Origin of the sequence: Saccharothrix sp. CB00851 (genome assembly GCF_001905065.1) — a bacterium.
Lineage (GTDB): Bacteria > Actinomycetota > Actinomycetes > Mycobacteriales > Pseudonocardiaceae > Actinosynnema.
Map to the genome: position 1 here is coordinate 32223 of NZ_LWLC01000036.1, position 22391 is coordinate 54613.

Here is a 22391-nt window from a genome sequence, read left to right on the forward strand (position 1 = left end):
GGGCCCGGTGTGGACTGCGCTCCGCGCCGCCGCCGTCGACCTGGCGAGGCATGGCTGGCCGGTGCTGCCCTCGGTCGGGGCATGGTTACCCCTCCCTCCAACCGCACATGACGGCCTGCCGTACCGCTGGCAGGTACGCCCAACCGACGTCGACTGGTTGGTTCCTGCCTCGGCCGCCGTTCAGCCAGTGCTGGTCGCGTCGTTGAGCCGTCCGGCCAGCGGCGCACGACCGAGCCTCACCTGAGTAAGCCGCGCCTGCGCCGAGGATGCCCCGACCGCCCTCGGCGCAGGCGCACCCACGCCCAAATCGACCAAAGGGGGTGCCGATCATGGCTGACGGCCATAAGCCCGTCACGCAGCACGTGACGCACGTGCGCGAGATCCTGCCGCGGTCCGCCTCGATCATCGAGGCGTTCCGCGACACCACCAGCAAAGATCATCCGGGCCAACTCGTCCTGGACACGGCGAACGAGCTGGCGAACCACCATCAGCAGCAGTGGGACGCCGAGGATGCCAGCCGTACTCCCGGCGCGTCCGCCGGGGATATCGCAGCCAGCAAGCGGCTCATCGACGAACTCAACGCCCGGCGTGTCGCCCTGGTTGAACAGATCGACGAGTGGGTGGCGAGTCAGATCCACAGCCGCGCGGACGCCTCTCTGCACACCGAAACCCTCGGCTCGGTGATCGACCGCCTGGCGATCGCTTGGGTACGCGCGAACAGTCTGATCAACACCAACGACGCCCGAGATCGAGCCCGCTTGGCACTGCGGCAGCTCGCCGAACTGGCCGACGCCTACGACGATCTGATTCGTGATGTCGCCACCGGCCACCGCCGGCTTCCGGCGTGGCACCCGCTGAAGACCTACCGGAGCGCATCGTGACCGCGAGCACGAACCAGCACCTGTCGGTGTCGCTCAACGGCGTGGACAACGTGGGAAAGACAACGCAGCTCGCCTGGCTGCACCGCGGGATGCGAGACGCCCACCTCGTGGGCACCGTGGATGCATGGGATAACCGGTGGCGCGACGTCGCCGCGGGCGACTTCGCCCACTGGTGGTTCGTCGGCTCCACCACCGCCGAGCACGTCGGCCTGATGCTAGGCAGCCACGTCGCCCGCCGCGCCGCCAGCGGGCCGCTGGCACTGGAAGACCGGGGCTTACCCATGCTCCGGGCCGCGTGCGCCGCCACGGCCGCGCTCAAGGACGGTCTGTCACCAGCGAAGGCGCTGCGGTTGGTGGACCACTTGGCGGTGGAACTCCCGGCCGCCGTGCCTCGGCGCGAGGTGCACGTGCTGTTACGCCGGTCCGTCAACCACGCTCGGGAGGCTGCCGAGGCGCTGCGGCGCGAGCCGCAACCCGTCAACGAGCGGTACGCCACCTACCAGCGCATGCTCGCGGAGATCCTGTCCCTCCAAGTCGACCGCGGGGAGTACCACGCGGTGCTCGACCTTGGCGACGCCCCGATCCTGGACGTCCAGCGAAAGCTGCGGGGCTGCCTGTCTGACTTGAGTGTCGACGTGCAACCACTGCCGGACGACGTGCTGGACCGGCTGTGGGTGCTGGGCGGCATGTCCGAGAGCGGCAAGAGCACCGTCGGCGAACTGTTGCGCGACGAGCACGGCGTAACCCGGTTGAAGATCGGCTACCTGCTGGAGGTCGCCGCCATGCGGGCGGGGACCGTCGACCTGTACGAGCGCTGGTCGGAACGGGAACAGGCGGAACGGCTCACCGAGGAGATCCTGCGGTTCACCGAGACGACCAAGGCACGCACGATCAGTCTGGAAAGTGCCCACCGCCTCGAGGCGACCACACACCTCAAGCGGGTCTGGGGTGACCGTTGCCAGGTCGTGTACGTCGACGCGGACGCGACCGTCCGCATGAGCCGCGCGGCGGAAACCGAGACGCGGTTACGCGGCCGGGACGAGACCAAGCGCGAACGTGGAGCGGACCGCATCGCCGAGATCGCCGATCACATCATCGACAACTCCGGGCATCTGAGCGCTCTCAAGCTCGCAATCAACCGAATCGTGGCCACAGTGGAGCTGCCGAGAGTAGCGCTGCACCCGACCGGGCCGGTGACGCAGAGCGCCTGGCTGGGCCAGGCTACCGACCACCTGCGCGACGACCAGGTCGCGCTCGTGCTCGCGACCGGCAGCACGGGGACCGCAACCTGGCGGGACGGGTGGAGCGATCTGGACGTGCTCGTCGTTCGCGACACCGCACCCGCGACGTGGTTGCGCAACGTGGCCGGGACGCTCGCCGCGCCTGATGGCATCAAGGTCGGTCTCAGCGTCTTCACAACCGCCGATATCGACGCGCTGCGGATGCCACCACGCGTCGTGCAGTCGCTGCGCCGCGCCGCGCAGGGGGTCGGTGTGCTCTACCGGCGAGCGGGCTACCTGCTGCCGGTGCCAGTCACCGCCCACGGCGATCGCACCAGCAGGGGCGAACTGGGACTGGTGCTGATGACCACCCGACGCCTCATCGCCGCCGACCGACCGGACGTGCGCGCTGTGCACAAGCACTTGGTGCTACTGGCGAAGATCCTGCTGCGGGCCGACGGGCATGACTTCCACGACACCGACGACGTGCTCACGGCGTTTCACGAGCTGCACCCAGCAGCCGGATCCACACCTCCCGATCTTGCCGACCTCATCCGTCGCCCCCGCGACCCCGCCCTGTGCGAACAACTCGTCGACGCGACGGACCGGCTGTTGACCTACTTCGACCGACTCGACCACACCGTGAGGACCAGCGAATGACCACTGTTCCGGAAGACCTCACCTACCAGGCCCAGCGTGTCCGCCGTCTCGGCGTGCCCTCGCAGACTCGGGATGTCCGTATCGTGCACGAACTGGACGGCATCCTCGATCAGGTACACCCGTCGACGCTGCTGCGGACCGGCAGCGCCCTGTGGGAGACGTGGTCACGCCACGCGGAGTTCACGGCTCCGGACGTGCTGCTCGGCTTGGACGCGGGTGGCATCCTGCCCGCCGTCGCCGTCGCCCTGGCCAGCGACCTCCCGTACCGCCTGGCATGGAAGCTCGACCTCGACCTGCCCCAGAAGCGGCGCTTCACCGAACCCCACGCCCGCCGCACCGAGGTCTTCACCTACGGCGACCTCGCGGGCGCCCGCGTGCTCATCGTCGATGACGAGATCACCACCGGAAACACGCTGGCCAACCTGGTCACAGTGCTTCGTGACTCGGCCGTCGAGGTGACCGGCATCGCGTGCTTGATCGAGGACACCACCGGCAACGCGCGTCCGCTGTTGGAGTCGCTGGGAGTACCGCTGTGCACCCTCACGCAACTGTGAGCCCGTGGACGATCGAGCCGGTGACGCTGCAACGCGGCGGACCGGTCATCGTCCCGCGCCAGCACGCACCCCTGGCCCGCGCGCTGCCCTTCCGGCGCGCGGCCGGGGAACTCCCCTCCTACACCAGCGGCGTGGACGTGATCGGCCAACGCGGCTGGTCGGTGGTTCTGGGTGACCGTGGGCTCGGTGATGTTCTGCTCGCACTCGGACTCGTCCAAGCCCTCGCCGACGGGACTGGAAGCGACACCGAATTGCACTACCAGGGACCGCGCCCGCGCCTAATGCAACGCTGCCGACTGCCCCTGGGCACAAGCTTCGCCGACGGCCCGCACACCGTCCACGCGAGACACGCCACTGGGTTCACCTTCTACGCTGTCCCCGAAAGACCCCAGGCGTGGCTCGACATCCTGGACGACGAGCTCGTCGAGGTCCACGCGGCTCTGCCGATGCGGTACTACCTCGCCGCGGAGCAAACCCTCGGCGTCCGACTGCCCGCCGACCGTGCGCCGCTCCCGACGTTCGGGTCGAGCGAACGGGTACGGCCGTTCCACGTCGTGTTCATCTCGGCGACCAGCTGGCCGAGCCGGAAGGACTACGGCGCAAGCGGTTTCGCCCGTATCGCGGCCCTGCTCGCTGAGAGTTTCCCCGCGCCGTGGACGTTCACCCTGATAACCAGCACCGACGCCGAGTCGATGGTGTTCGACAGCATCGAGGTTCTGGCCGGTCTGGATGCCGTGGACTGCCTGGATGTCTTCGCATCGGCCGAGGTTGTGATCGGCAACGACACGGGATTGACTCACCTGGCCGCCCTCACCGAACGGCCGGACGGGACCGGCCCGCACGTCATCGGGCTCTACGGTCGCCACGCGCACACCAAGTGGACCACCGGGACCGCACGCCACCACGCCGTCGCAACCTCGTTTTCCCAGATGCTGGCGCTCGGCGACCGCTGCCCTGTGCGTGATCACCTGGACGACGCGCTGTGGTCGCAGTCGGCGAGCCTCGCCGACATCCCCACCCAGATCATCGCCGACTTCGCGAGTGAACTCGCTGGCTGGTGGTGATGCTCATGCTGCGGATTACCAACCACCGACGCTTCACTGCCAACCACACCTGGCACGTCGACTGGGCCGGACGCACTCTGTTCGTCAAGGCCAACCCGCACCACGATGAGGCTCGCGCCGAATGCGCCGGACACACCCGCCTCCGTGGCTTCTACCCGGTGCCGAGACTGCGGGGCGCGCGACGGGTCACCCGCTGGACCGTGCTCCTCTACGACCGGTGGCCGCACCTCGGCCGCGACAGCGGCCTGCTGCTCGACGAGATCACCCACGCCGACCTCACAGGTGACACGCGCCGCCTCGACGCCTGCCTGACCGCCGTATTTGGCCACTACCAACACGTCATCGGCAGCACGCTGCGGCACACGACCAACGTGGAGACGATCAGCAAGCTCTACGGTGACCGGGCCGCGCCTGATGGCCGCCTCGACCGGTACTACCGGCCCAACGCACCGTGGCCAATCACCAGCGGCACCCGGAGAATCCGCCCGCAGGATCTGGCGGACCTGCGGCTCGTCGTCAACGGGCGACAGCGCGCCGTGGACTTCGCCGACCTGGTGATCCGATTACGGATCCACTTCGCCCAGCACAGTCCGGTGTGGGCAGCGATCACCCAGGGCGACCCCACCGACATCAACATCGGCTGGTCGCCAGCGGGTGGACCGGTGTGGTTCGACTACGACACGGGCGGACTCAACGCGCTACCCGGCGAGTTCGCGTGTTTCCTGCTCTACCAACGCCTGCACGGCGCGTGGCTCACCCCGCACTACAACCGCGCCGCGTTCGGTGATCACCCGTCAGCGCTCGCCCCGGCCAGTCTCGCCGAGCCCGTGGTCCACGTCGAGCACAGCGGGTCGTCGCTGGTGATCGACTATCAGCACACGCCAAGCCCCGGCCGCCGACATGTCCTACGCCGCTACCTCGACGAGATCGTCCAGCCCATTGCTCGCTATCTCGGTATCGACGACCTGATGGCCTGGCTGCGGCCCTACCTGGTGATGAGGCTGCTCGCCGTCTACAACCTCACCGACCTCGAATCCCGCGACACGGCGCTCTCCCTGGCACTGCTGGCCCAAGTACTGGACCCAGCCACAGCGCTTCCGGACTTCCTCGCCCTCACATCTCGAACGGAGGTCAACTGACCGTGGCCCGTCCCGTCGCCATCGTCACCGGAGCCGGTTCCGGCATCGGCGCGGCCGTTGCCGCACGCCTCGCCGACCGCTACGACCTGATCCTCACTCACCTCCACGACGATCCAGACCTGCACAACGTGCTCGCCACGGTCGAACGACACGGCGCTGCCTCGGTGTCAGTCACGGGCGATCTCACCGACCCCCTGACGATCGAGGCGCTCGCACGCGAAGTCGAGCACGCCACCGACCGGCTGAAAGTCCTCGTGTCCAACGCCGGTGCCTACCCACGCATCCCGTGGAACACCCTCGACCTCGACACCTTCCGCCAGCAGATCGAGATCAACCTCGTCACCCACGCGGCCTGCGCCCAACTCGTCACCCCCGCGCTCACCGCACGCGGACACGGCCGCATCGTCACCGTGTCCTCGGTGCTCACCCAACTCGGTCGCGTGGACCTCGCCGCCTACATCGCCGCCAAGAGCGGCCTGGAAGGACTCGTCCGCGCACTGGCCCGAGAACTCGGACCACACGGCGTCACCGTCAACTGCGTCCGCGCGGGCTCCATCGAAGTGCCCGCTGAACGCACAGTTGTCCCCGACCACGCCGCGATGGTCGTCCGGCAACTCGACCGGCAGTGCGTCAAACACCGTGGCCGGCCCGACGACATCGCCGCCGCCGTGGACTTCCTCGCCTCGCCCGACGCCGGGTTCATCACCGGCCAATGCCTCACCATCGACGGGGGCTGGTGCATGACATGACACCGGCCGCGCTCTGGATGCGCCACGGCACCTGCGACGACGGGCTCTGCCGCCCTGACGCCCACGCCCGACCAAGCAGCCCTCTCACCATCGCGGGCACCGTCGAAGCCGAGCTAACCGCTGGCGAGCTGCACAAGCGCCGCTGGCAACCGGCGCTCATCGCGTCCAGCCCACTGCGCCGCGCCCGGCAGACCGCCTCCATCGTCGCCGACGCGCTGGACACCCGCCTCGCCGAACCGACCAGCGCTTTCGCCGAATGGCAAGCCCCGTACTGCGTCCTCGGCCTCGCCCCCAGCCAGTACCCACCCGACTACATCGCCTGGCGCGAACAGCGCGCTCGCAACCCGGACAGCGCCCTGCCCGGAGGGGAAAGCCTCCGGGCGTTCGCCGAACGTGCTCTCGAAGCCGCGACCTTCGCACATGACCTCGTTACCGAGCATGGTCCGGTGCTGATCGTGTCCCACCGGCTGCTCATCGGTGCCGTCGCCGCCATCCACCGCGGCCACCGCCACCCGGCCGACATCTTCGGCTACGCCAGCGACTTCCGCCTCGCCCCCGCTCACCTGTGGGCGGCACCACCCAGGGAGACGACGTGATCAACGATCAGACCAACGGCCGAATCCTGCCGCACGAGTCGGACCACGAGCGGACCGTCCGCCACCACCTTGCCCACCTGCTGGCAGGCACGCCCATCCCGCCCGAGGAACTGGTCAACAACCTGGCCCTGTACCTGCGCAGGCAGCCCTTGACCGACCTGCTCTCGCTGGACGCGCTCTATCGGATGATCCTCGACGTACCCGGCGTGATCATGGAGTTCGGCGTGCACCGCGGACGCCACCTCGCCGCCGTCACCGCCCTGCGGGGCGTCTACGAGCCGTACAACCCGCACCGCCGGATCGTCGGCTTCGACACCTTCACCGGCTTCCCGGACGTGACCGACATCGACACGACCAGTCCCAGCGCCGTCGCAGGCCGGTTCGCGCTCGCCGACAGCTACCCACGCCATCTGCGTGACGTGCTGGACGCACACGAGCTGGGAGAACACCTCGGCCACATCCGGCGAACCCTGATCGTCCAAGGCGACGTGCGCGAAACGCTCCCGCGCTACCTGGCGGACAACCCGCACACCGTCATCGCCCTGGCCTACTTCGACCTCGACCTCTACGAGCCGACCCGGGACACCATCGACGCCATCCGGCCATACCTCACCAAGGGCAGCGTGCTCGCCTTCGACGAACTCGCCCACGCCAAGTGGCCGGGAGAAACAGCAGCGCTGCGCGACACCCTCGGCACCGACCACGGCACCCTGCGCACGCTGCCCGGCCGCGCCACCCCCACGTACCTGCGGTGGGGCACGTAGCCGCAGCTCAGGCGGCTGCGCCCGCCTCGACCAGCAGCGCCTCGCGGTTGGCCAGGATGAACTCCTTCAACGCGGTCGGCTTCAAGTCGATCCCGACCAGATCGTCTCCCCGAAGGTCAACGCGGTCCAGCTCGTACCCGCCCCGCGACGGGTCACTGAACTCCGGGCCACTACGGGCGGACTCGTCCAGGCTCGCCAGCCGCGCCACGAAGAAGTGCTGCACCGCAACGCCCGCGTCCGACGGCGAGCTGAACAGGAATACCTGCGAGGCGTCCGCCGCCTCGGCACCCAGTTCCTCCGCCAGCTCCCGGTACAGTGCTGCCTCCGCCGAGGCGTCCGTGTCCTCAACACCGCCACCCGGCGCGGTCCAGTACGGCGCCTGCCCCGGCTTGGTCCGCTTGATCAACACCAGTCGGCCCAGATCATCGATCAAGATCGCCCGAGCCGCACGCCGCCCCACTGCCACCGTCAACTGCTTCGTCACGTGCCCCAGCTTACGACTGGCAGCTTGACCCGATTACGCAGCCCACGTGATCGAAGACCGTCCGTCACAGTGAGCAGGTCCGCCATTCCACGGCCGCCCGATGACTTCACGCGTCGATCTTGATCTGTCCTGCTCACCGGGAGAGTCCTGCGTGTCTGGTCGGGTCGGGCAGGGTGGTTTGGTGCGGTCGTGCCAGTGTGGTGTGGGAAAGCGGTGCCGGTCCTGGTTGAGCCGCAGGCCGAGGGGTCGTGGTAGTTGGCCGGCGAGGTCTTGGATGCTCGGATGGGACGTCATCGCGGGCCGGGTGCTGTTGCAGATCGGTGATTGCGGTGCCGAGCTGGTGGCGGGCGGCCTCGCGGATGGCGCGATGCTCGGCGACCGCGTGCAGGACCGTGATGATGCCCAGGACAGCGACCACGACCAAGGCCAGGATGACCGGGGTGGCATCGCGGGTGCGGGCGGCGATGCGGGCGGCGTCGCCCAGCAGCCGCAGCGCCTCCTGCGCGGTGATGACCGGGACCGACGACTGCTTGGCGCCCGGCGACGTAGCGGGGCTGGACGTTGGGACACGGTAGGGGATTTGGGCGGCGCGGGTCAGCTGGTCGTGGACTTGGTTTAGAAGCCGGTGCGGGTCGTGGGGCATGACTACGGCGACCAGATCGGCGGTGCGTTCGACGAGCAGGTGCCAGGTGCGCTGGTCCAGGTCCGGTGCAGGGGCGGTGCCCGCCGCGGCTTCCACAGCGGCGCGGGCTCGGTCCAGTTCCCGTCGCAGCATCTTCCAAGTCGGCCCGCCGGTATGGTCCTGCGGGCCGAAGGGCTGGTTGGCGGTGTCGCGCCACAGCACCTGCTGCCTGTCCGCGGGCAGCGGCCTGGCGTCGGTCCAGCGGGCGCGTAGCCGGGGCAGCGACAGGTCACGGCGCAGCGTCGACCCGGCGAACCACAGCGGCTCGGAATTCTCTGTGGGTGGCAGGGCGACCTTGTAGCCGGTGACCGGCCCGGTGTCAGGGCGGGCGGCGACCACCACGCCACGGCCGCGCAGTCCCAGCACAAACCCAACCTCGTTGGCGGCCTCTGCGGCCTCGGCCGTGACGAGGTCGCGCAGCCGATCCCGCCCTGTGCGCTGCCCGTCGGCGGCCGCGCGCACGAGTTCGGCGCGCGAGGTGGCCTTGGCCCGACCCTCACCGGCCGGGGCGGTGCGCATCCAGCCGCGTTCGTCCTCCACCCGTCGGCACCAGTCCCGCCACCGCAGGAAGTCGCGATGCAGGTTCGCCACCCGACCGTCACCGCGCACCACGTTGACCACGACGTGGACGTGGTCGTTGCCGGCGGTGGAGAGGCCGTGGTGGACCGCGACCCACCGGCAGCCGCCCTTTCCGTCGTCGTCGGCGCCCAGGCCCAGGGCGGCGATGCCGGACTTGACCAACTCCCGCCACACCGCATCCGGCAGCCGCCGCTGTGCGCCGCGCTCGCCTTGCGCGTCGGCGTGCACCTCCGGCTGGGGCGGGTGGCCGGCGGTGGCGACGTCGGCGGGCGGGATGGACAGGATCACGTGGTAGACGTGCCCGTCGGGCAGCGCCACCTGGTGCCCGGTCATCAGTGCGTCCAGTTGCTGTGCCAGTCGCGCACGTCCAGGGGCGGTGGTCCCGTCCTCGCCCCAGGTCCCGCCGCGTTCCCAGTCTGCGTCCCACGCCGCCACGATGTGCGGGTCGCGGTGCTCGTTGGCACGTCCCCTGCCGAACAGGTAGCGCAGCAGTCCCAGCGTGTTCGAGCCACGCTTGCCGCGGCCTGCGACCTCTGCGATCACCGCCCGCCCCGTCGATGTGGGTCCACCGCGTCGAGCGCCTGGTGTAGCTCGTCCAGAACCTGCTGGTGGTAGTTCAGCGCCGCCTGCAACTGCTGCTGGCCGACGACGTGGCCGCTGTTGGCTTGACGGGCGAGTTGGTTGAGCGAGCTGCCCGACCGGGACAGCTTCACCGCAGCGGCTTCCCACTCCGCCATCCAGTGCCGTTGCTGGTGCAGCGACCAGCCGTCGGGCTCACGCAGCCCGCACTCGACCAGGTACAGCGGCACCGACAACCCGGCCACCGCCGCCCGCGCTGCCAACGCGGCCCGCACCTCGATGGTGGTGCGGACGTTGATCCGGGTCTCGGCGCCTCCGAGCACACGCCGCTGCCGACGCACACCCTGCTTCCTCGTGCTCATCGTCCCCCCGAACGACGGGCGGGCTCCGTCTGAGCCCGCTCCTTCCCGTACCGAACGGCCGGCCAGGAAGTGGCCAGCCGGTGCTTCGCCGATCCGCGGTCTCGAAGCCGACACCGTCCGGTGCAGCACTCGTGGTTGCGAGCCCGCGCACGAGCCCACCCGGTCGGGACACCGACCTCACGTCCGGCGCCCGGCCGGGTCCGTCACCACACCGGCCACTGCGCAGCCCACGCACGCCGGCGGCGACACGGAGGTGTCGCGGTCAGCGCGGCGTGGGCCATGCGGTGGGCTGGTGGTCGAGTTGGTCAGGACGCCCTTCGGGTGTCCTGATCTCTAGCTTGCTACGGCTGTGGATGATGGTCTTCGTCCTGCGAAGAGCGCGCCTCGTCGGATTGATCCGCCGCACCCAACTGCCATCGAAGTCGGCCTTCTCGGAGCGGACTTCGGCTCTGGTCCGGCCCGCTTCAGGGTGTCTTTGGAGAAGCCGGCCCGGTGCCCTTCGGCCAGCAAATCCAGCACCGGGGCCTCACCGCCGCGCTCCATCAGGTAGTCGGTGAGCCATGCGGCAGCATCCGCCAACTCGTCCCCGTCGTCGTACGCGGAGCGCTGGAGGAGGTCGACGACCGAGGTCGCCGAGTGCCCTTGCCAGACGATCCGACCGACCGCGGTCTCGCCTCCGTCGTCGGCCATGACGGTGGCGAAGTCGGTCCTGCAGGACAGCGATGAGACGCCCGACACCGACACCGCGTTCGACTTGATGACCCCCGCTGTCGCCTTCCGGAAGTTGCCGATGCCCAGCATGGTCGTGCCCGTCTGCTGCGCCAGAAGCCTCAACTTCTCCAACTGCGGGCGCACGATGGAGTTGCCGTTGAGCTGTCCCGTGGTGAGCTTCGCGGCCAGGTCCACGACAATCGTGCTCTTTGCCAACGCCGGTTTTGCCGACCAGCAACGCGACCTCGCCGACGGGTAGGTAGCCCGCCAAGCGAACCGCGTCTGCCTGATGTCGACCTCGTGCACCGGCCTCACCCGCAGGCGCCGGGTCGGTGGTTCGTCGTGCACTCCAGGCGGAGTTTGTCCCCCGAACTCAGCCATGACGTCAGTCCCCTGCGGACAGTGCGCGGACGAGCGACTCGGTGATCACCATGATCCGGCCGCCGTACTTGGCCACCTTGGCAGGGAACTCGTCGCGGGCGACCAGGTCGTAAGCCTTACTGCGGCTCATCCCGAACGCTGTAGCCGCGGTCGGAACGTCCACGGATGGCGGCCACGTCGCCTTGATCTCCGCCAGAGTCGGACGCCGCTTGGCCTCCTGCCTACTCCCCATCGGACTCACCCCCTTGCCGCTCCCGCTCGACCAGGCGAGCAAGGAAGCCGTGGTACGCGGTGATGTTGCGACCACGAGGCAGCCGATTCCCCATCTCCCAGCGGTGCACAGTGGACGCCGTGACTTCGCAGTCCTGCGCGACCAGCGCTTGGCTGAGCCCGGCATCGACGCGGAGCCGTCGTGCTCTACCAGTGCGAATCCAGTTCTGAAGCTCGGCGGAGCGGTCCGCCAGAGTCTTCCCCCCGTTAGTCATACCGACCACGTTACTCGAACGGTCTTTACTCATGCCGTAGCCATGGCATACCTTGTTGGTCATCCAAGGCACTGACGGTGAAGGGGGTGCGTATCGTTCTGCCGTGCCTCGCCTACCGAAGAATTTCCGGATCGCCTGGGTGTCGGTCGACGTGTTGCCGCCCGACGGCTACCTGCCGCTGACGCCTGACAGCGCTATCCCGGTTCGCTTCCAAGCCAACTTCGTGCTGGAGGAGCCGGACGTCGCGGCAACGATGGAGCTGTTCGTCGGTCCCGACCTCCGGCCGGTCGTGCTGTCGGTGACGGTGAAGGGCAAGGCGGCGGCACCCGTCACGACGGGAGTCATGAGGCAGATCCTCATCGACCAGATGGCACGTGCGGCGGTCGAAAAGGCCACGGTGCCCGCATCCGTGCGGGATGAGTGGCTGGCGACCCTGCCGCCCGGGATCCAGCCGGTCGAGCAGCGTGAAGCCTCGTTGCCGAACGCGGATGAACGCATCCGCAACCAGGCCGATGACGATGCCCGGCGTGCGGCGCGGATCTACTCCGACGCCGTGGCAGCTGGCAACAGGGCACCCGCGGTGGCCGTGGCCAACGTGATGAACAGGTCTCGGACGCAGGCGGCGCGGTACATCCGCAGGGCCCGTGAACTCGGATTGCTGCCCCCTCTGGGCTCATCGGAGGGGGCCTGATCGAAGGAGCTACAAGCTCGTGGGGGACCCGATCAAGAAGATCGAGTTGAAGGACGGTACGACGAGGTACCGGTTTGTGATCGACATCGGGCGTGACCCGGCGACCGGCAAGCGTAGGCAGTTGACCAAGACCTACGACACCAAGAAGGAAGCACGCGCCGAGTACGCCAAGGTCAAGCATCAGACTGACGAGGGGATGTTCGTCGGGCCGGACAAGACCACCGTGTCGGCCTGGCTGGACACCTGGTTGAAGTCCACGACGGTCGACGTCGAGAAGGCGACCGCCGCGAATTACGCCGACGCGTTGCTGCCGGTGCGCGAGCGACTCGGCGGGAAGCGGCTTCAGGACGTCACCGAAGAGGACGTGGACGAGTTGGTCAGCTGGATGCTCACTTCCGGCCGGAAGCGCGGTGGGAAGGTCGGCAGCGGGCTCAGTGTCAGGTCGGTGCAGCTCACGCTGGGGCGCTTCAGGTCGTCCTTGAACGTGGCGATGCGGCGCAGGCTGGTGGTCCGCAACGTCGCCCAGTACACGCAGATCCCGCGCGAAGCGCGACGCAAGGCGGCAGCTATGGCGGCCCTACGGGTGCCCTGGAGTGAGACGGAGGTGAGACAGTTCCTCGCCTCGATCCGCGGCCATCGGCTCCACGCGCCCGTGCTCCTGGCGCTGATCGGGATGCGGCCCGCCGAGGTCTGTGGACTCAGGTGGAGCGCCGTTGACCTCGACGCAGGGACATTGTCGGTCGAGCTGACGCGCACGCTGGTCGAGGGTGAGGTGGAGGAGAAAGGGCCGAAGTCGGAGAAGGGCAAGCGCAAGCTGCCCCTGCCCAAGCCCCTGCATGCGGCACTCAGGGCGTTCAAAGCCCGGCAGGCGACGGAGGCGATCAGGGCTGGCGAGCTGTACGAGCGGTCCGGGTTCGTGCTGGTCGATGAGCTGGGTGTGGCCTGGAAGACCGACCGGTTCCGGCGGGCGATCCACAAGCTGATGGAGCAGGCCAAGGTGCGGAAGGTCCGGCCCTACGACGCTCGGCACGCCTGCCTGACCTACCTGGCGACCTCGGGCGTGCCCGACGTGATCGTCAGCGCCTGGGCGGGCCACGCGGACCTCAGCTTCACCAAGCGGGTGTATATCCACCCGAACGTCGAGCACCTGCGCCAAGCAGCCGACCAGCTCGATGAGCTGCTGGGCTGAAAGAAGCAGTACGAGCGTTCGTGAGAAATTGTGAGACGACGCGCCCTCAGACAGAATCAGGGCCTTGTCTCACCGTAGTGATCCAAGGCCCTGACCTGGGCTTTCGCCGTACTTCGACCGTCGGGACGACAGGATTTGAACCTGCGACCCCTTGACCCCCAGGCACTTCTCAGGGCCGATAGTCCAGCCTGGACAGTCACCGCGACCTGCATCGATTGTCCTGCAACGTCCACAGCCGTCCGACACGATGCCGCCAGGTTGTCACTCACTTAGTCACTCAGACACTCGCACCCATAGTCCACTATGGACAAGCCTTAAGCGGTGCGTAGTGTGTCCGCCGGTACCCAAAACAAGGGCCGTCGCGCGACGGCGCGGCTACGACCGTCTCAGGGCACGCTGAGCGCCGTTCTCCCGCTCACCGGCCCTACTCGGGCCGCTTGCCTCGCAACAGCTCCAAGATGGCGTCCAGCTTCGCCCCGTGCTCCACTTGGGCGTTCGCGATCTCAGCAAGCCGGTTGCCCTGCCGCTTCTGCGTGGCCTCGATCGTCGCCAGCATCTCGTAGATCGACTGAACGTCGTTGTCGAGCTGCCGCACCTTGCGCTCAAGCTCCGCCGGACTCGTCATAGCAGGCAAGCCTAGCCGCCTGCGGGCAGGCAAGGGCGAGCTGTAGCCGCAGGGGGCGCGGGGTGACGTTTGCGTCCCGGTCGCTTGCGTCACCGGCCGATCCCAGCGGGCAGACCAATGCTGGTCGATCGGTGGCATCCGGCCGCCTGTTCCTCAGAGCCGTAACAGCCGTAACCGCCGTAACCATGCAGGTCAGGCGGTTACGGCTCGCCTCCCACACCTGTAACTAGTTACGGCTCGACCAGACCCGGTTGCCCCCGTCACCAGCCACCCGTAACCGCCTGACCAGCGCGGTTACGGCCGTTACGGCTGTTACGGCCCTTGGAGAACAACCAGCCCTCACGCCAGACCAATGCCCGCTTCGGCTACAGCCGTCCTGCCGGGCCTGCCAACCAAGCAGCACTCAACGCGCGCACCTGACACAGGATCAAGTGACCAGCGCGCGTGGAGACGAAACCCAGCCAGCGAGGAAGCGTCACAGGCACAGGGCACCCGCACATGTGCCGCTTGGCCAACCACGTCCGGTCAGGTCGTCTTCCACCACGGCTGCCCGTCGGCACCTTCCTTCGCCGCCGGGCCAACGCGAACGGGCGCAGGCGGAGGCGCGGATGACGGATCGCCCACCACCTTGAGGCCGACACTCCGAATCGCCTCGATCCGCTGTAGCGCGATCCGACGTCCATCGCTGCTACGTTCCCGCCATTGCGCACTCTTGTGAGTTTGTCGGTCGTGAATCCGATAGAGCCACGTCGTTTCCGGCGAGTTATAGCCGTCCACACACTCGGACATGGCACTGAACATCATAATATCGTCGTCAACGGGCGTGCCTCCCCATCCGCCGAACGCGCGGACCAACTGGGCCCGCATCAAGAGACCAGCACAATGGATCGGCCAGTTGCCGTCATGCTTCATGGCCCACGTGTTGACCACACCAGCGGGAACGGGACCGAAAGGAAGCGCGGACTCATACGTTCGGCGAGAACCGTCACTGAGGTAGTCATCGGCCTGACCAACGACCCAGTGCACCGACGCGTCATCGAAGTACGGAAGAAGTTTCTCGAACGCCCCAGGCAACAAGACGTCATCGTGGTCAAGGACCTGCACGACGTCTCCGGTTGCACGCGTCAGCGCGAGATTGCGCGTGGCCGCGATTCCGGTATGAGCCCTGTTCGAGGCGTACTTAATGCCAGGAATACCAGCGACTCGCGCTTCCAAGCCCGGTACTTCGCCGTCCTCTTGGATAAGCCATTCTAGCTCCCACCCATCGGGCAGACGCTGCTGCTGAACGCTCTCCACAGTCTCGGAGAAGTAGTCGGCAAGAGGCGCGTACGCGGCAGTGATGATGGAGATACGGCGAGTCACTTCGTGGCGTCCCATCGCTCAAGCTGAGTATTGAAGGTAAGCATCGTCCGATCGGACGGAAATTGCGCGTCAGAAACTTCCACCACGCGACCGCTTGTGTCGATCGAGATTCTGCGCACCCAGAGGAGTGGCGTACCTTCCGCCAGGTTCCAAACGTCCATTTGCACGGTGGTAGGCATCGCGGCTGTCACATGGTCTATAACTTGCTCCACCTCGATACCGACAGTATAGAGCTGATGCATCGTCCCCCCCGGCCACTTCGCATTGGCAGGATCGGAGATGTCCGGGTTGCTACGGATAAGGTCCACCGGAAGCCACGACACGGACCAGGCAGCCAAAACGCCAGTCTTCTTCTCACTGTGCGTGAATTCACGTCGCAGCAATGACGTTCCGTCCGGCACGCCGAACGCATCGGACAGGTCAGCGTCAGCAGGCACTATCGAATACTTTGCCTCGAAGTCGAAGTCATCGAACGACGAGCCCATGTCGTTTTCGGCAAGCCCATTATTGCGTCGGACATCTTCCGACTGCAAGACAAGGTTCTTCTCGACCTGGTGACGTGCGGAGCTGCGCTCAACGCGCTTGGGACGCGGCCGAACCGTGAGAGGCTTGCCCCTTCCCCCGACAACCAAGCCTTGCTGCCTGAGTAGCCCCATCGCGGCGCGGGCGGTTCCCGTCGAACACCCGTACTCGCTGACCAGCTCGTGCAGGGGAGGCAGCGAGTCCCCCGACCGCAGCTTGCCGGTCTCGATGCGGATGCGGAGATCGTCCGCGATCTTGAGCGCCAACGGTTGCCGCGCCGTCGTCCTCTGAGGCTCCATACCGTCATCGTAGTGCATCTTTGCCAGTTTGCTGGCAAACCCTCTTGCGTGCCTCGCGGAACTGTGTGTAGCGTCCGGTTTGCAGGTTTGATAGCAAACTAGCGAACCGGAGTCGAGATGGACGAGCACAGGTTCAGCCCGGACGGGTTGACCGAAGACGCGATCGACGCGCTGATCGTGGAGGTGGCCGCCGAACTGGCGGACGAGTCTGCCGAGCTGTCCGCCGCCATGTTGGCGCTGGTGGACGGCACGACGCACAAGCGCCGGACGCGCCGCAAGGCGCACCGGGTGCTGACCGGCACGGTGCGAGCGCTGCGTGTGTACCCGCCGACGTCCGACGTCGTCCGGACGGAGGCCGCGTGATGGCGGTGACGCAGAACGACCTGGGTAGCCAGTCGAGCCGGTTCGTGGTGATGGACGGCCACCGTCTGCGGGTGGACTTCGCCGGGTTGACCGACGTGGTGCGAGAGATCGTGCAGCGCGAGGTGATGGCGGCACTGGCCGACGGGGAGCGTCGGGACGACTTCACCGCGTCCACCGGGTCGGAGGCCGCCTGATGAGCGTCCGACTCCACTTCCCGAACACCCTGGACCGGCGGCCGACTCCGGCCAAGAAGACACCGCCGGTCCTGGTCTCCAGCACCCATGAGAGCAGGCAGGAGAGCACAAGCATGTCGGACCTAGCCTCCGTACACCAACCGCCGCCCGTGCGGATCGTGTCGTTCGGCTACCTGCACGGCGAACCGCCCGCCGCTGACCTGGTGGTGGACGTGCGGCAGTTGCTGCGCGACCCCGCCCGCGCCCGCAACGGTGGGTTGCTGGACCTCGACGGCCGCAACTGGATGGTCCGCGACGCCGTGATGACGACCCCCGGCGCGGTGGAACTGGTCCACGGCCTCTACCACGGGGTGTTCCACCTCTGCGTGATCGCGTTCAAGCCGGTGACCGTCGCGTTCGGGTGCGCGGGTGGTCGGCACCGCTCCGTGGCGCTGGCCGAACACCTCGCGCACCTGCTGGCCACCGACCCGATGGGCAACGGCGGAAACCCCGTTCCGGCGCAGGTTGAGCACCTGCACGTCCATCTGCCCCGCGTGCTGCGCGACGGCGACGACAACCGGGAGGCGGGGCGATGACCGCCGAACTCGTCACCACCTACCCGTTGCCGTTCGCGCTGCTGGCCGTCGTCGTCCTCGTGGTGGCGGTGCTGTTGTGGCGGCTGGTCGTGTCGGCCGCGATGGGCGCGTGCGGTCTCTACACCCTGGTCGCGCACGGCGAGCACACCACCGCCGCGTTCACCGCGCTGTGTCTGCTGATCGCTGCCGCCGTGCTGGTGGCCCGTCCCCAGTCCGCCCCGCGTCGCTCGATGCGGATGCGCCGCCAGGAGGTGACCCGGTGAGCGTCACGACGCTGCCCGTACCCGGTCCCGACGACCACCGCGACGAGGTGGGCCAGGCGGTGGCCGAGGTGGTCCGCTACGTCGCCGCTCAGGCCCCGGCGCAGCCGGAAGACGAAACACAGCCGGCAGGGAAACGTCACGAGGTGCTCGTGCGCACGCGGCGGGTGCGGCGGCTGCGGGCGGAGGTGGACGAGGCGCACGCGCTGCTGAGCTTGCAGGGCGACACCGCGCCGTTGGCGGTGGATTCCCGCAAGGTCCGGCGCAGCCGCAAGCGCGCCATGCAGGCCGCGAGGTTGCACGCGTTGGCGCAGGACGCGGCGGCGCGAGCGTGGCAGGCGTCGCGGGTGCGGGCGGTGCTGACGCTGGTGGCCATGACGGCCCTGGTCGGCGCGCTGGCCTGGTCGACCACTGGGGTTCACCACACCCTGACCCTGAACACCCCGGCCTACAGCGCGGCGTGGTGGGGCGCGTGGGCGGTGGAGCCGGTAATTTCCGCCGTGCTGCTGGTCGTGGTGGCTGCCCGCGCCTACCTCGCCACCCGTGGACGGGTGCTCAACCACCCGCACCTCAACCGCGTGGAGCGCGGCGCGCTGGCGGTGACGCTGACGCTCAACGTCTGGCCGTACCTGCCGTTCGTGGCCGAGACGTTCGAGCCGATGACGTTGCTCGCGCACTCGATCGGCCCTCTGGTGGCGGTAGCCGCCGTGACCGTGATGCCGGTCATCTGGGCCGAGTTCGCCGGACTCGACCACGGTGACACCACCCCCACCGCCGACTCCGTCGCGGCGTCACCGGCCGAGGTGACGGAAGCGACCGGGACGGTTGCGTCACTGGCGGACCCGCCCCACTCCCCGGAGAACGACGAGATCGACCCGAGGATGCCTGACACCCCGATCGTTCAGGCACAACCGCTGCCCGTGCTGTCCAAGCGGGCGGGTGAGCTGCTGCCCCGCGTGCTGGCTGCGGTCACCGCTGGGACGCTGCCCCCGGTGCCGTCCGGCAGTGCGATTCGCGCCCACCTGCGGTGCGGCAGTGAGTACGCCCGTGAGATCCGTGAGTACCTGGCCGCCCGGCACGAGAGCGAGGTGACCCGGTGAGCACCACGACCGACTTCAACGGCCCCGCCTCCCCGGACGAGGTGCCGGACAACGTCCGCCCGCTGCGCCCCACCGGCACGACCGGTGCGGAGGTCGAGCCCACCCCGGTGGTGCTCGACGCGGAGATCGTGGACGACGACCACGACGACATCGGCGGGGAGGGTCGGCCGGTCACGCTGGTGGACTCCGACGAGCCTGCCGACGACTCGGACTGGGTGACCCGGCTGCGTCACCAGACCAGGCAGCCGATCGTCCCGCACTACCTGTCCAGCGCCGCCGAGATCCGCCAGACCGCCGGGTGGGTGCTCAAGCACTACGCTCACGCCACCGGCTACCACGCGGCACGGGTGCCGCTGTACGCGTGGCGGTTGGCCGCCCGCTCCCCGCGCGGCGCGCTGCTGCTCATGGCCGCCACCGGCCGGTGGGTGTCCGACGCGGAAGGGCGTCCGCTGCGGCGGGAGATGGCGCGGCAGGCGGAAGCGGAGAAGTACCTCAAGCTCACCGCCGAACGCAACGCCCGGGTCCGGCTGCGCACCATCCTGTTGCTGGTCGGGTCCGTGGTGGGTGTGACGCTGCTGATGCTGTTGCCGTCGTTGGCCCCGGCCTGGGTGATGTGGCTGTGCGGCACGGTCGCGCTGGGCATCCTCGGTACGCTGGGCTCCCCTGCCGACAAGCCGATCGCCAGCCGCGCCGTGGTGGGTGCGCACGTGGCCAAGCTGACCAGCGACAGCGTGGTGCGGGCGCTGGCCAGTCTGGGTATCTCCGGGATCAACGGGCCGTTGTCGAAGAACCCGGACGCGATCGGGTTCCTGGCCCCGATCCAGCACGACGGCCCCGGCTGGCGTGCCGAGATCGAGCTTCCCGGCGGGGTCACCGCCGCCGACGTGGTCGCCAGGCGGGAACGTCTCGCGTCGGGCCTGGGCCGTCCGCTGGGCTGCGTGTGGCCCGAACAGATGCCCGATGGCCACCCCGGTCAGTTGCTGCTGTGGGTGGGCATGCGGGACATGGCCAAGGCCAAGCAGCCTGCATGGCCGTTGCGGTCCGGCAAGCCGATCGACCTGTTCGACCCTCAGCCGTTCGGCACCGACCCGCGCGGCCGGTGGGTGTCGTTCGCGCTGATGTTCGTCGCCGGGATCATCGGTGCCATCCCGCGCATGGGCAAGACGTTCGCGTTGCGCGAGCTGCTGCTCATCGCCGCGCTCGACCCGCGCTCCCAGATCCACGCCTACGACCTCAAGGGCACTGGCGACCTGTCCCCGCTGGCCGTCGTCTCGCACCGCTACCGCGCCGGTGACGACCCCGAAGACATCGGCTACGCCCTGGCCGCGCTGCGGGAGCTGCGCGAGGAGATGCGGCGCCGCACGAAGGTGATCCGGGAGCTTCCCCGCGACCTGTGCCCGGAAAGCAAGGTCACCACCGAGTTGGCGTCGCGCAAGTCGTTGGGGCTGCACCCGATCGTGGTCGGGGTGGACGAGTGCCAGGTGTGGTTCGAGCACCCCGAACACGGCAAGGAGCTTGAGGAGATCTGCACCGACCTGGTCAAGCGCGGCCCCGCCACCGGCATCGTGCTGCTGCTGGCCACCCAGCGGCCCGACTCCAAGTCGATCCCCACCCAGATCAGCGACAACGCCACCCTGCGCTACTGCCTGCGCACCACCGGCCAGGTGGCCAACGACATGGTGTTGGGCACCTCGTCCTACCAGAACGGCGAGCGCACCAACCAGTTCGCGTTCTCCGACAAGGGCATCGGGCTGCTCAAGGGCGTGGTCGACCAGACCACCACCGTCCGCTCCGTCTACATCGACGGCCCCACCGCCGAGGCCATCACCGCCCAGGCGCGTGCGCACCGCGCCGCCGCCGGTCTGCTGTCCGGCTACGCGGCCGGACTCGACGTGACCGCCGCCGACGTGGACGCCACCGACACCCTGTTGCCCGACATCGCCGCCGTCATGGGCGAGGCCGACAAGATGTGGTCGGAGTCCATCGTGGACAAGCTCGCAGAGCTGCGTCCGGACCGGTACCGCGCCTGGGCCGTGACCCCGGACGGCGACGACCGTGACGGCAAGGACAAGGCCAAGACCCTCGCCGCCGCCCTCAAGCCCTACCGGGTGCTCACCGAGCAGGTCTGGGGCACCGACCCCGGCACCGGCAAGGGAGCCAACCGGCGCGGCGTCACCTACGCCGCCATCACGGACGCCATCACCGAACGTGACAGCAAGTAGGCCACCGGCCTAGCCGCGCGGAGCGCTGGGCCTAGCGGCAAGCCCCGCTAGACCTAGCGCCCCCGCTAGCACCACATCTCCCACCTGATCAGCGCCCTAGCTCCTAGCGGCGTCGGTGCCGCACACCCGAAAACAGCCTGAAAGGCCACCTCGTGACCCCCTCACGCGTCGCGTTCGCCACCCTCCTGCTGTTCACCCTCAGTGACAACCCGTCCGTCAAGCCGATCGGCATCGTTGGCCTGGTCCTGCTGGCCGTCGTCCACATCGGCCTCTACGCCGCCTACCCGTTCAAGCCCTGCCGCACCTGTAAGGGAGCGGGCAAGCACCGCGCCCCGCTCGCACTGGCCTACCGGCCGTGCCGCCGCTGCGGCGGCAGCGGACTGCGGCTGCGCACCGGCCGCAGGGCGTGGAACGCGTTCACCCGCACCCGCCGCAACCGCCGCGCCGCCGCCAACAACCGCCGCCACCTCGGCAACTGACCGCCACCGTCCACAGGAGACAGAACATGAGCACTAGGACACGTCGCCCGTTCTGCGACCCGGACGGCACCCGCCCGTGGAACCGCGCACCCCGGTTCGACCCGGCCGCCGTCCGACAGTGGGCCGAACCGCTGTTGCACCGCGCCTACGCCGCCGCGCCCCGCCGACCCCTCACCGGCCCGCACAGCCTCATCCCGCTCGCCGGTAGCCCTGAGTGGATCGCGCTGGACGACCGCGACCCGCGCAAGCCCGCCGCCGTGGTACTGGCCGCGCTGGCACGGCTGGAGGAGTCCACCCCGCACGCCATCGCCCGCCAGGTCGCCGCCGACTGGGCCGACGCCCAGATCGGCCACCGCGAACGCGCACGGGCCGCCGCCACCGCGCCCGACCAACTCCCCCACATCGCTGGACACCAGCCGTTCTGCTTGACCGCCAAGCGGAAGCTCGTCAGCGACCTGCCGTGCGCACATCCCGGTTGCGGAACGCTCGTGCGGTTCGTGCACCCGATGGCCGACGAGTTGGCCGCGCGTCTGCCCGACACGTCATGGGTCCGCTGCACCCGTCACGACAGCACCACGTCGTTGGCGGTGGCCGCATGACCGCCGCGCTCCGCGTCGTCC

General features: G+C 68.6%; 27 protein-coding genes. 18 read left to right on the top strand and 9 right to left on the bottom strand.

Features of this window, described 5'->3' with window-relative positions; genetic code table 11:
- The first annotated feature begins 329 nt into the window (after positions 1–329).
- The 8 genes from A6A25_RS31390 to A6A25_RS31425 are packed head-to-tail and all read left to right on the top strand — an operon-like array spanning position 330 to position 7627.
- The gene (locus A6A25_RS31390) at positions 330–881 is read left to right on the top strand and encodes a DUF4254 domain-containing protein (protein WP_073896471.1); all 552 of its coding nucleotides are present in this window, start codon (positions 330–332) and stop codon (positions 879–881) included.
- Positions 878–2761 (top strand): hypothetical protein, encoded by a 1884-nt coding sequence (locus tag A6A25_RS31395; RefSeq protein WP_241829007.1) that lies wholly within the window; start codon positions 878–880, stop codon positions 2759–2761. The genes A6A25_RS31390 and A6A25_RS31395 overlap by 4 nt, the downstream gene beginning before the upstream one ends.
- Positions 2758–3315 (top strand): phosphoribosyltransferase, encoded by a 558-nt coding sequence (locus tag A6A25_RS31400; protein WP_073896417.1) that lies wholly within the window; start codon positions 2758–2760, stop codon positions 3313–3315. The genes A6A25_RS31395 and A6A25_RS31400 overlap by 4 nt, the downstream gene beginning before the upstream one ends.
- Before the next feature lie 20 nt (positions 3316–3335).
- Entirely contained in the window at positions 3336–4379 is a 1044-nt protein-coding gene (locus A6A25_RS31405; protein ID WP_241829008.1) for a glycosyltransferase family 9 protein, read from the top strand.
- Complete coding sequence (locus A6A25_RS31410) at positions 4379–5518, top strand: hypothetical protein (protein WP_241829016.1); 1140 nt, start codon at positions 4379–4381, stop codon at positions 5516–5518. The genes A6A25_RS31405 and A6A25_RS31410 overlap by 1 nt, the downstream gene beginning before the upstream one ends.
- A 2-nt stretch (positions 5519–5520) precedes the next feature.
- A complete protein-coding gene (locus A6A25_RS31415) occupies positions 5521–6267 on the top strand; it encodes an SDR family NAD(P)-dependent oxidoreductase (protein WP_073896418.1) in 747 nt (248 codons plus the stop codon).
- Positions 6264–6863 carry a histidine phosphatase family protein gene (locus tag A6A25_RS31420; RefSeq protein ID WP_073896419.1) on the top strand — a complete coding sequence of 200 codons (600 nt, stop codon included), beginning with the start codon at positions 6264–6266 and terminating at the stop codon, positions 6861–6863. The genes A6A25_RS31415 and A6A25_RS31420 overlap by 4 nt, the downstream gene beginning before the upstream one ends.
- Positions 6860–7627, top strand: a complete 768-nt coding sequence (locus A6A25_RS31425) for a TylF/MycF/NovP-related O-methyltransferase (protein ID WP_073896477.1) — start codon at positions 6860–6862, stop codon at positions 7625–7627. Before A6A25_RS31420 ends, A6A25_RS31425 begins: the two co-directional genes overlap by 4 nt.
- A 7-nt stretch (positions 7628–7634) precedes the next feature.
- Here the strand turns inward: A6A25_RS31425 and A6A25_RS31430 are convergent, their stop codons facing one another.
- From A6A25_RS31430 to A6A25_RS46935, 6 genes are all read right to left on the bottom strand, one after another.
- Positions 7635–8111: an NUDIX domain-containing protein gene (locus tag A6A25_RS31430; RefSeq protein ID WP_073896420.1), complete on the bottom strand. Its 477-nt coding sequence runs from the start codon at positions 8109–8111 to the stop codon at positions 7635–7637.
- Between the two features lie 133 nt (positions 8112–8244).
- Positions 8245–9915, bottom strand: coding sequence for a relaxase/mobilization nuclease domain-containing protein (locus tag A6A25_RS31435; RefSeq protein WP_073896421.1), 1671 nt, complete (start codon positions 9913–9915; stop codon positions 8245–8247).
- Positions 9912–10313, bottom strand: a complete 402-nt coding sequence (locus A6A25_RS31440; RefSeq protein ID WP_143193534.1) for a hypothetical protein — start codon at positions 10311–10313, stop codon at positions 9912–9914. The genes A6A25_RS31435 and A6A25_RS31440 overlap by 4 nt, the downstream gene beginning before the upstream one ends.
- Before the next feature lie 333 nt (positions 10314–10646).
- Entirely contained in the window at positions 10647–11330 is a 684-nt protein-coding gene (locus tag A6A25_RS43455; RefSeq protein WP_143193535.1) for a hypothetical protein, read from the bottom strand.
- Between the two features lie 79 nt (positions 11331–11409).
- Positions 11410–11535: a hypothetical protein gene (locus tag A6A25_RS46495; protein ID WP_274534356.1), complete on the bottom strand. Its 126-nt coding sequence runs from the start codon at positions 11533–11535 to the stop codon at positions 11410–11412.
- A gap of 91 nt (positions 11536–11626) precedes the next feature.
- On the bottom strand, positions 11627–11953 hold the full coding sequence (locus A6A25_RS46935) for a helix-turn-helix domain-containing protein (RefSeq protein WP_083668839.1): 327 nt from the start codon (positions 11951–11953) through the stop codon (positions 11627–11629).
- Between the two features lie 76 nt (positions 11954–12029).
- Here A6A25_RS46935 and A6A25_RS31460 point away from each other — a divergent pair, with 76 nt between their 5' ends.
- Both A6A25_RS31460 and A6A25_RS31465 read left to right on the top strand, forming a co-directional pair.
- Complete coding sequence (locus A6A25_RS31460) at positions 12030–12581, top strand: hypothetical protein (protein ID WP_241829009.1); 552 nt, start codon at positions 12030–12032, stop codon at positions 12579–12581.
- A gap of 19 nt (positions 12582–12600) precedes the next feature.
- A complete protein-coding gene (locus A6A25_RS31465) occupies positions 12601–13770 on the top strand; it encodes a tyrosine-type recombinase/integrase (protein WP_073896426.1) in 1170 nt (389 codons plus the stop codon).
- Positions 13771–14194: 424 nt separating this feature from the next.
- Here the strand turns inward: A6A25_RS31465 and A6A25_RS43460 are convergent, their stop codons facing one another.
- From A6A25_RS43460 to A6A25_RS31475, 3 genes are all read right to left on the bottom strand, one after another.
- Positions 14195–14395 carry a hypothetical protein gene (locus tag A6A25_RS43460; protein WP_143193536.1) on the bottom strand — a complete coding sequence of 67 codons (201 nt, stop codon included), beginning with the start codon at positions 14393–14395 and terminating at the stop codon, positions 14195–14197.
- A gap of 525 nt (positions 14396–14920) precedes the next feature.
- Positions 14921–15772 carry a glycosyltransferase family 2 protein gene (locus A6A25_RS31470; RefSeq protein ID WP_241829010.1) on the bottom strand — a complete coding sequence of 284 codons (852 nt, stop codon included), beginning with the start codon at positions 15770–15772 and terminating at the stop codon, positions 14921–14923.
- A complete protein-coding gene (locus A6A25_RS31475; protein ID WP_143193537.1) occupies positions 15754–16596 on the bottom strand; it encodes a GntR family transcriptional regulator in 843 nt (280 codons plus the stop codon). Before A6A25_RS31475 ends, A6A25_RS31470 begins: the two co-directional genes overlap by 19 nt.
- Before the next feature lie 99 nt (positions 16597–16695).
- Between A6A25_RS31475 and A6A25_RS31480 the strand changes: the two genes are divergently transcribed.
- The 8 genes from A6A25_RS31480 (at position 16696) to A6A25_RS31515 (ending at position 22370) form a co-directional block, all read left to right on the top strand.
- Positions 16696–16941, top strand: coding sequence for a hypothetical protein (locus tag A6A25_RS31480; protein WP_073896428.1), 246 nt, complete (start codon positions 16696–16698; stop codon positions 16939–16941).
- Positions 16941–17135 carry a hypothetical protein gene (locus A6A25_RS31485; protein WP_143193538.1) on the top strand — a complete coding sequence of 65 codons (195 nt, stop codon included), beginning with the start codon at positions 16941–16943 and terminating at the stop codon, positions 17133–17135. Before A6A25_RS31480 ends, A6A25_RS31485 begins: the two co-directional genes overlap by 1 nt.
- The gene (locus tag A6A25_RS31490) at positions 17135–17710 is read left to right on the top strand and encodes a RapZ C-terminal domain-containing protein (protein ID WP_198932928.1); all 576 of its coding nucleotides are present in this window, start codon (positions 17135–17137) and stop codon (positions 17708–17710) included. Before A6A25_RS31485 ends, A6A25_RS31490 begins: the two co-directional genes overlap by 1 nt.
- A complete protein-coding gene (locus tag A6A25_RS31495; protein ID WP_073896430.1) occupies positions 17707–17973 on the top strand; it encodes a hypothetical protein in 267 nt (88 codons plus the stop codon). Before A6A25_RS31490 ends, A6A25_RS31495 begins: the two co-directional genes overlap by 4 nt.
- Complete coding sequence (locus A6A25_RS31500) at positions 17970–19070, top strand: hypothetical protein (RefSeq protein ID WP_073896431.1); 1101 nt, start codon at positions 17970–17972, stop codon at positions 19068–19070. The genes A6A25_RS31495 and A6A25_RS31500 overlap by 4 nt, the downstream gene beginning before the upstream one ends.
- On the top strand, positions 19067–21292 hold the full coding sequence (locus A6A25_RS31505; protein WP_083668833.1) for an FtsK/SpoIIIE domain-containing protein: 2226 nt from the start codon (positions 19067–19069) through the stop codon (positions 21290–21292). The genes A6A25_RS31500 and A6A25_RS31505 overlap by 4 nt, the downstream gene beginning before the upstream one ends.
- A gap of 152 nt (positions 21293–21444) precedes the next feature.
- Positions 21445–21771 (top strand): hypothetical protein, encoded by a 327-nt coding sequence (locus A6A25_RS31510; protein WP_241829011.1) that lies wholly within the window; start codon positions 21445–21447, stop codon positions 21769–21771.
- 26 nt (positions 21772–21797) lie between these two features.
- A complete protein-coding gene (locus A6A25_RS31515; RefSeq protein ID WP_073896432.1) occupies positions 21798–22370 on the top strand; it encodes a DUF2742 domain-containing protein in 573 nt (190 codons plus the stop codon).
- Positions 22371–22391 lie beyond the last annotated feature (21 nt).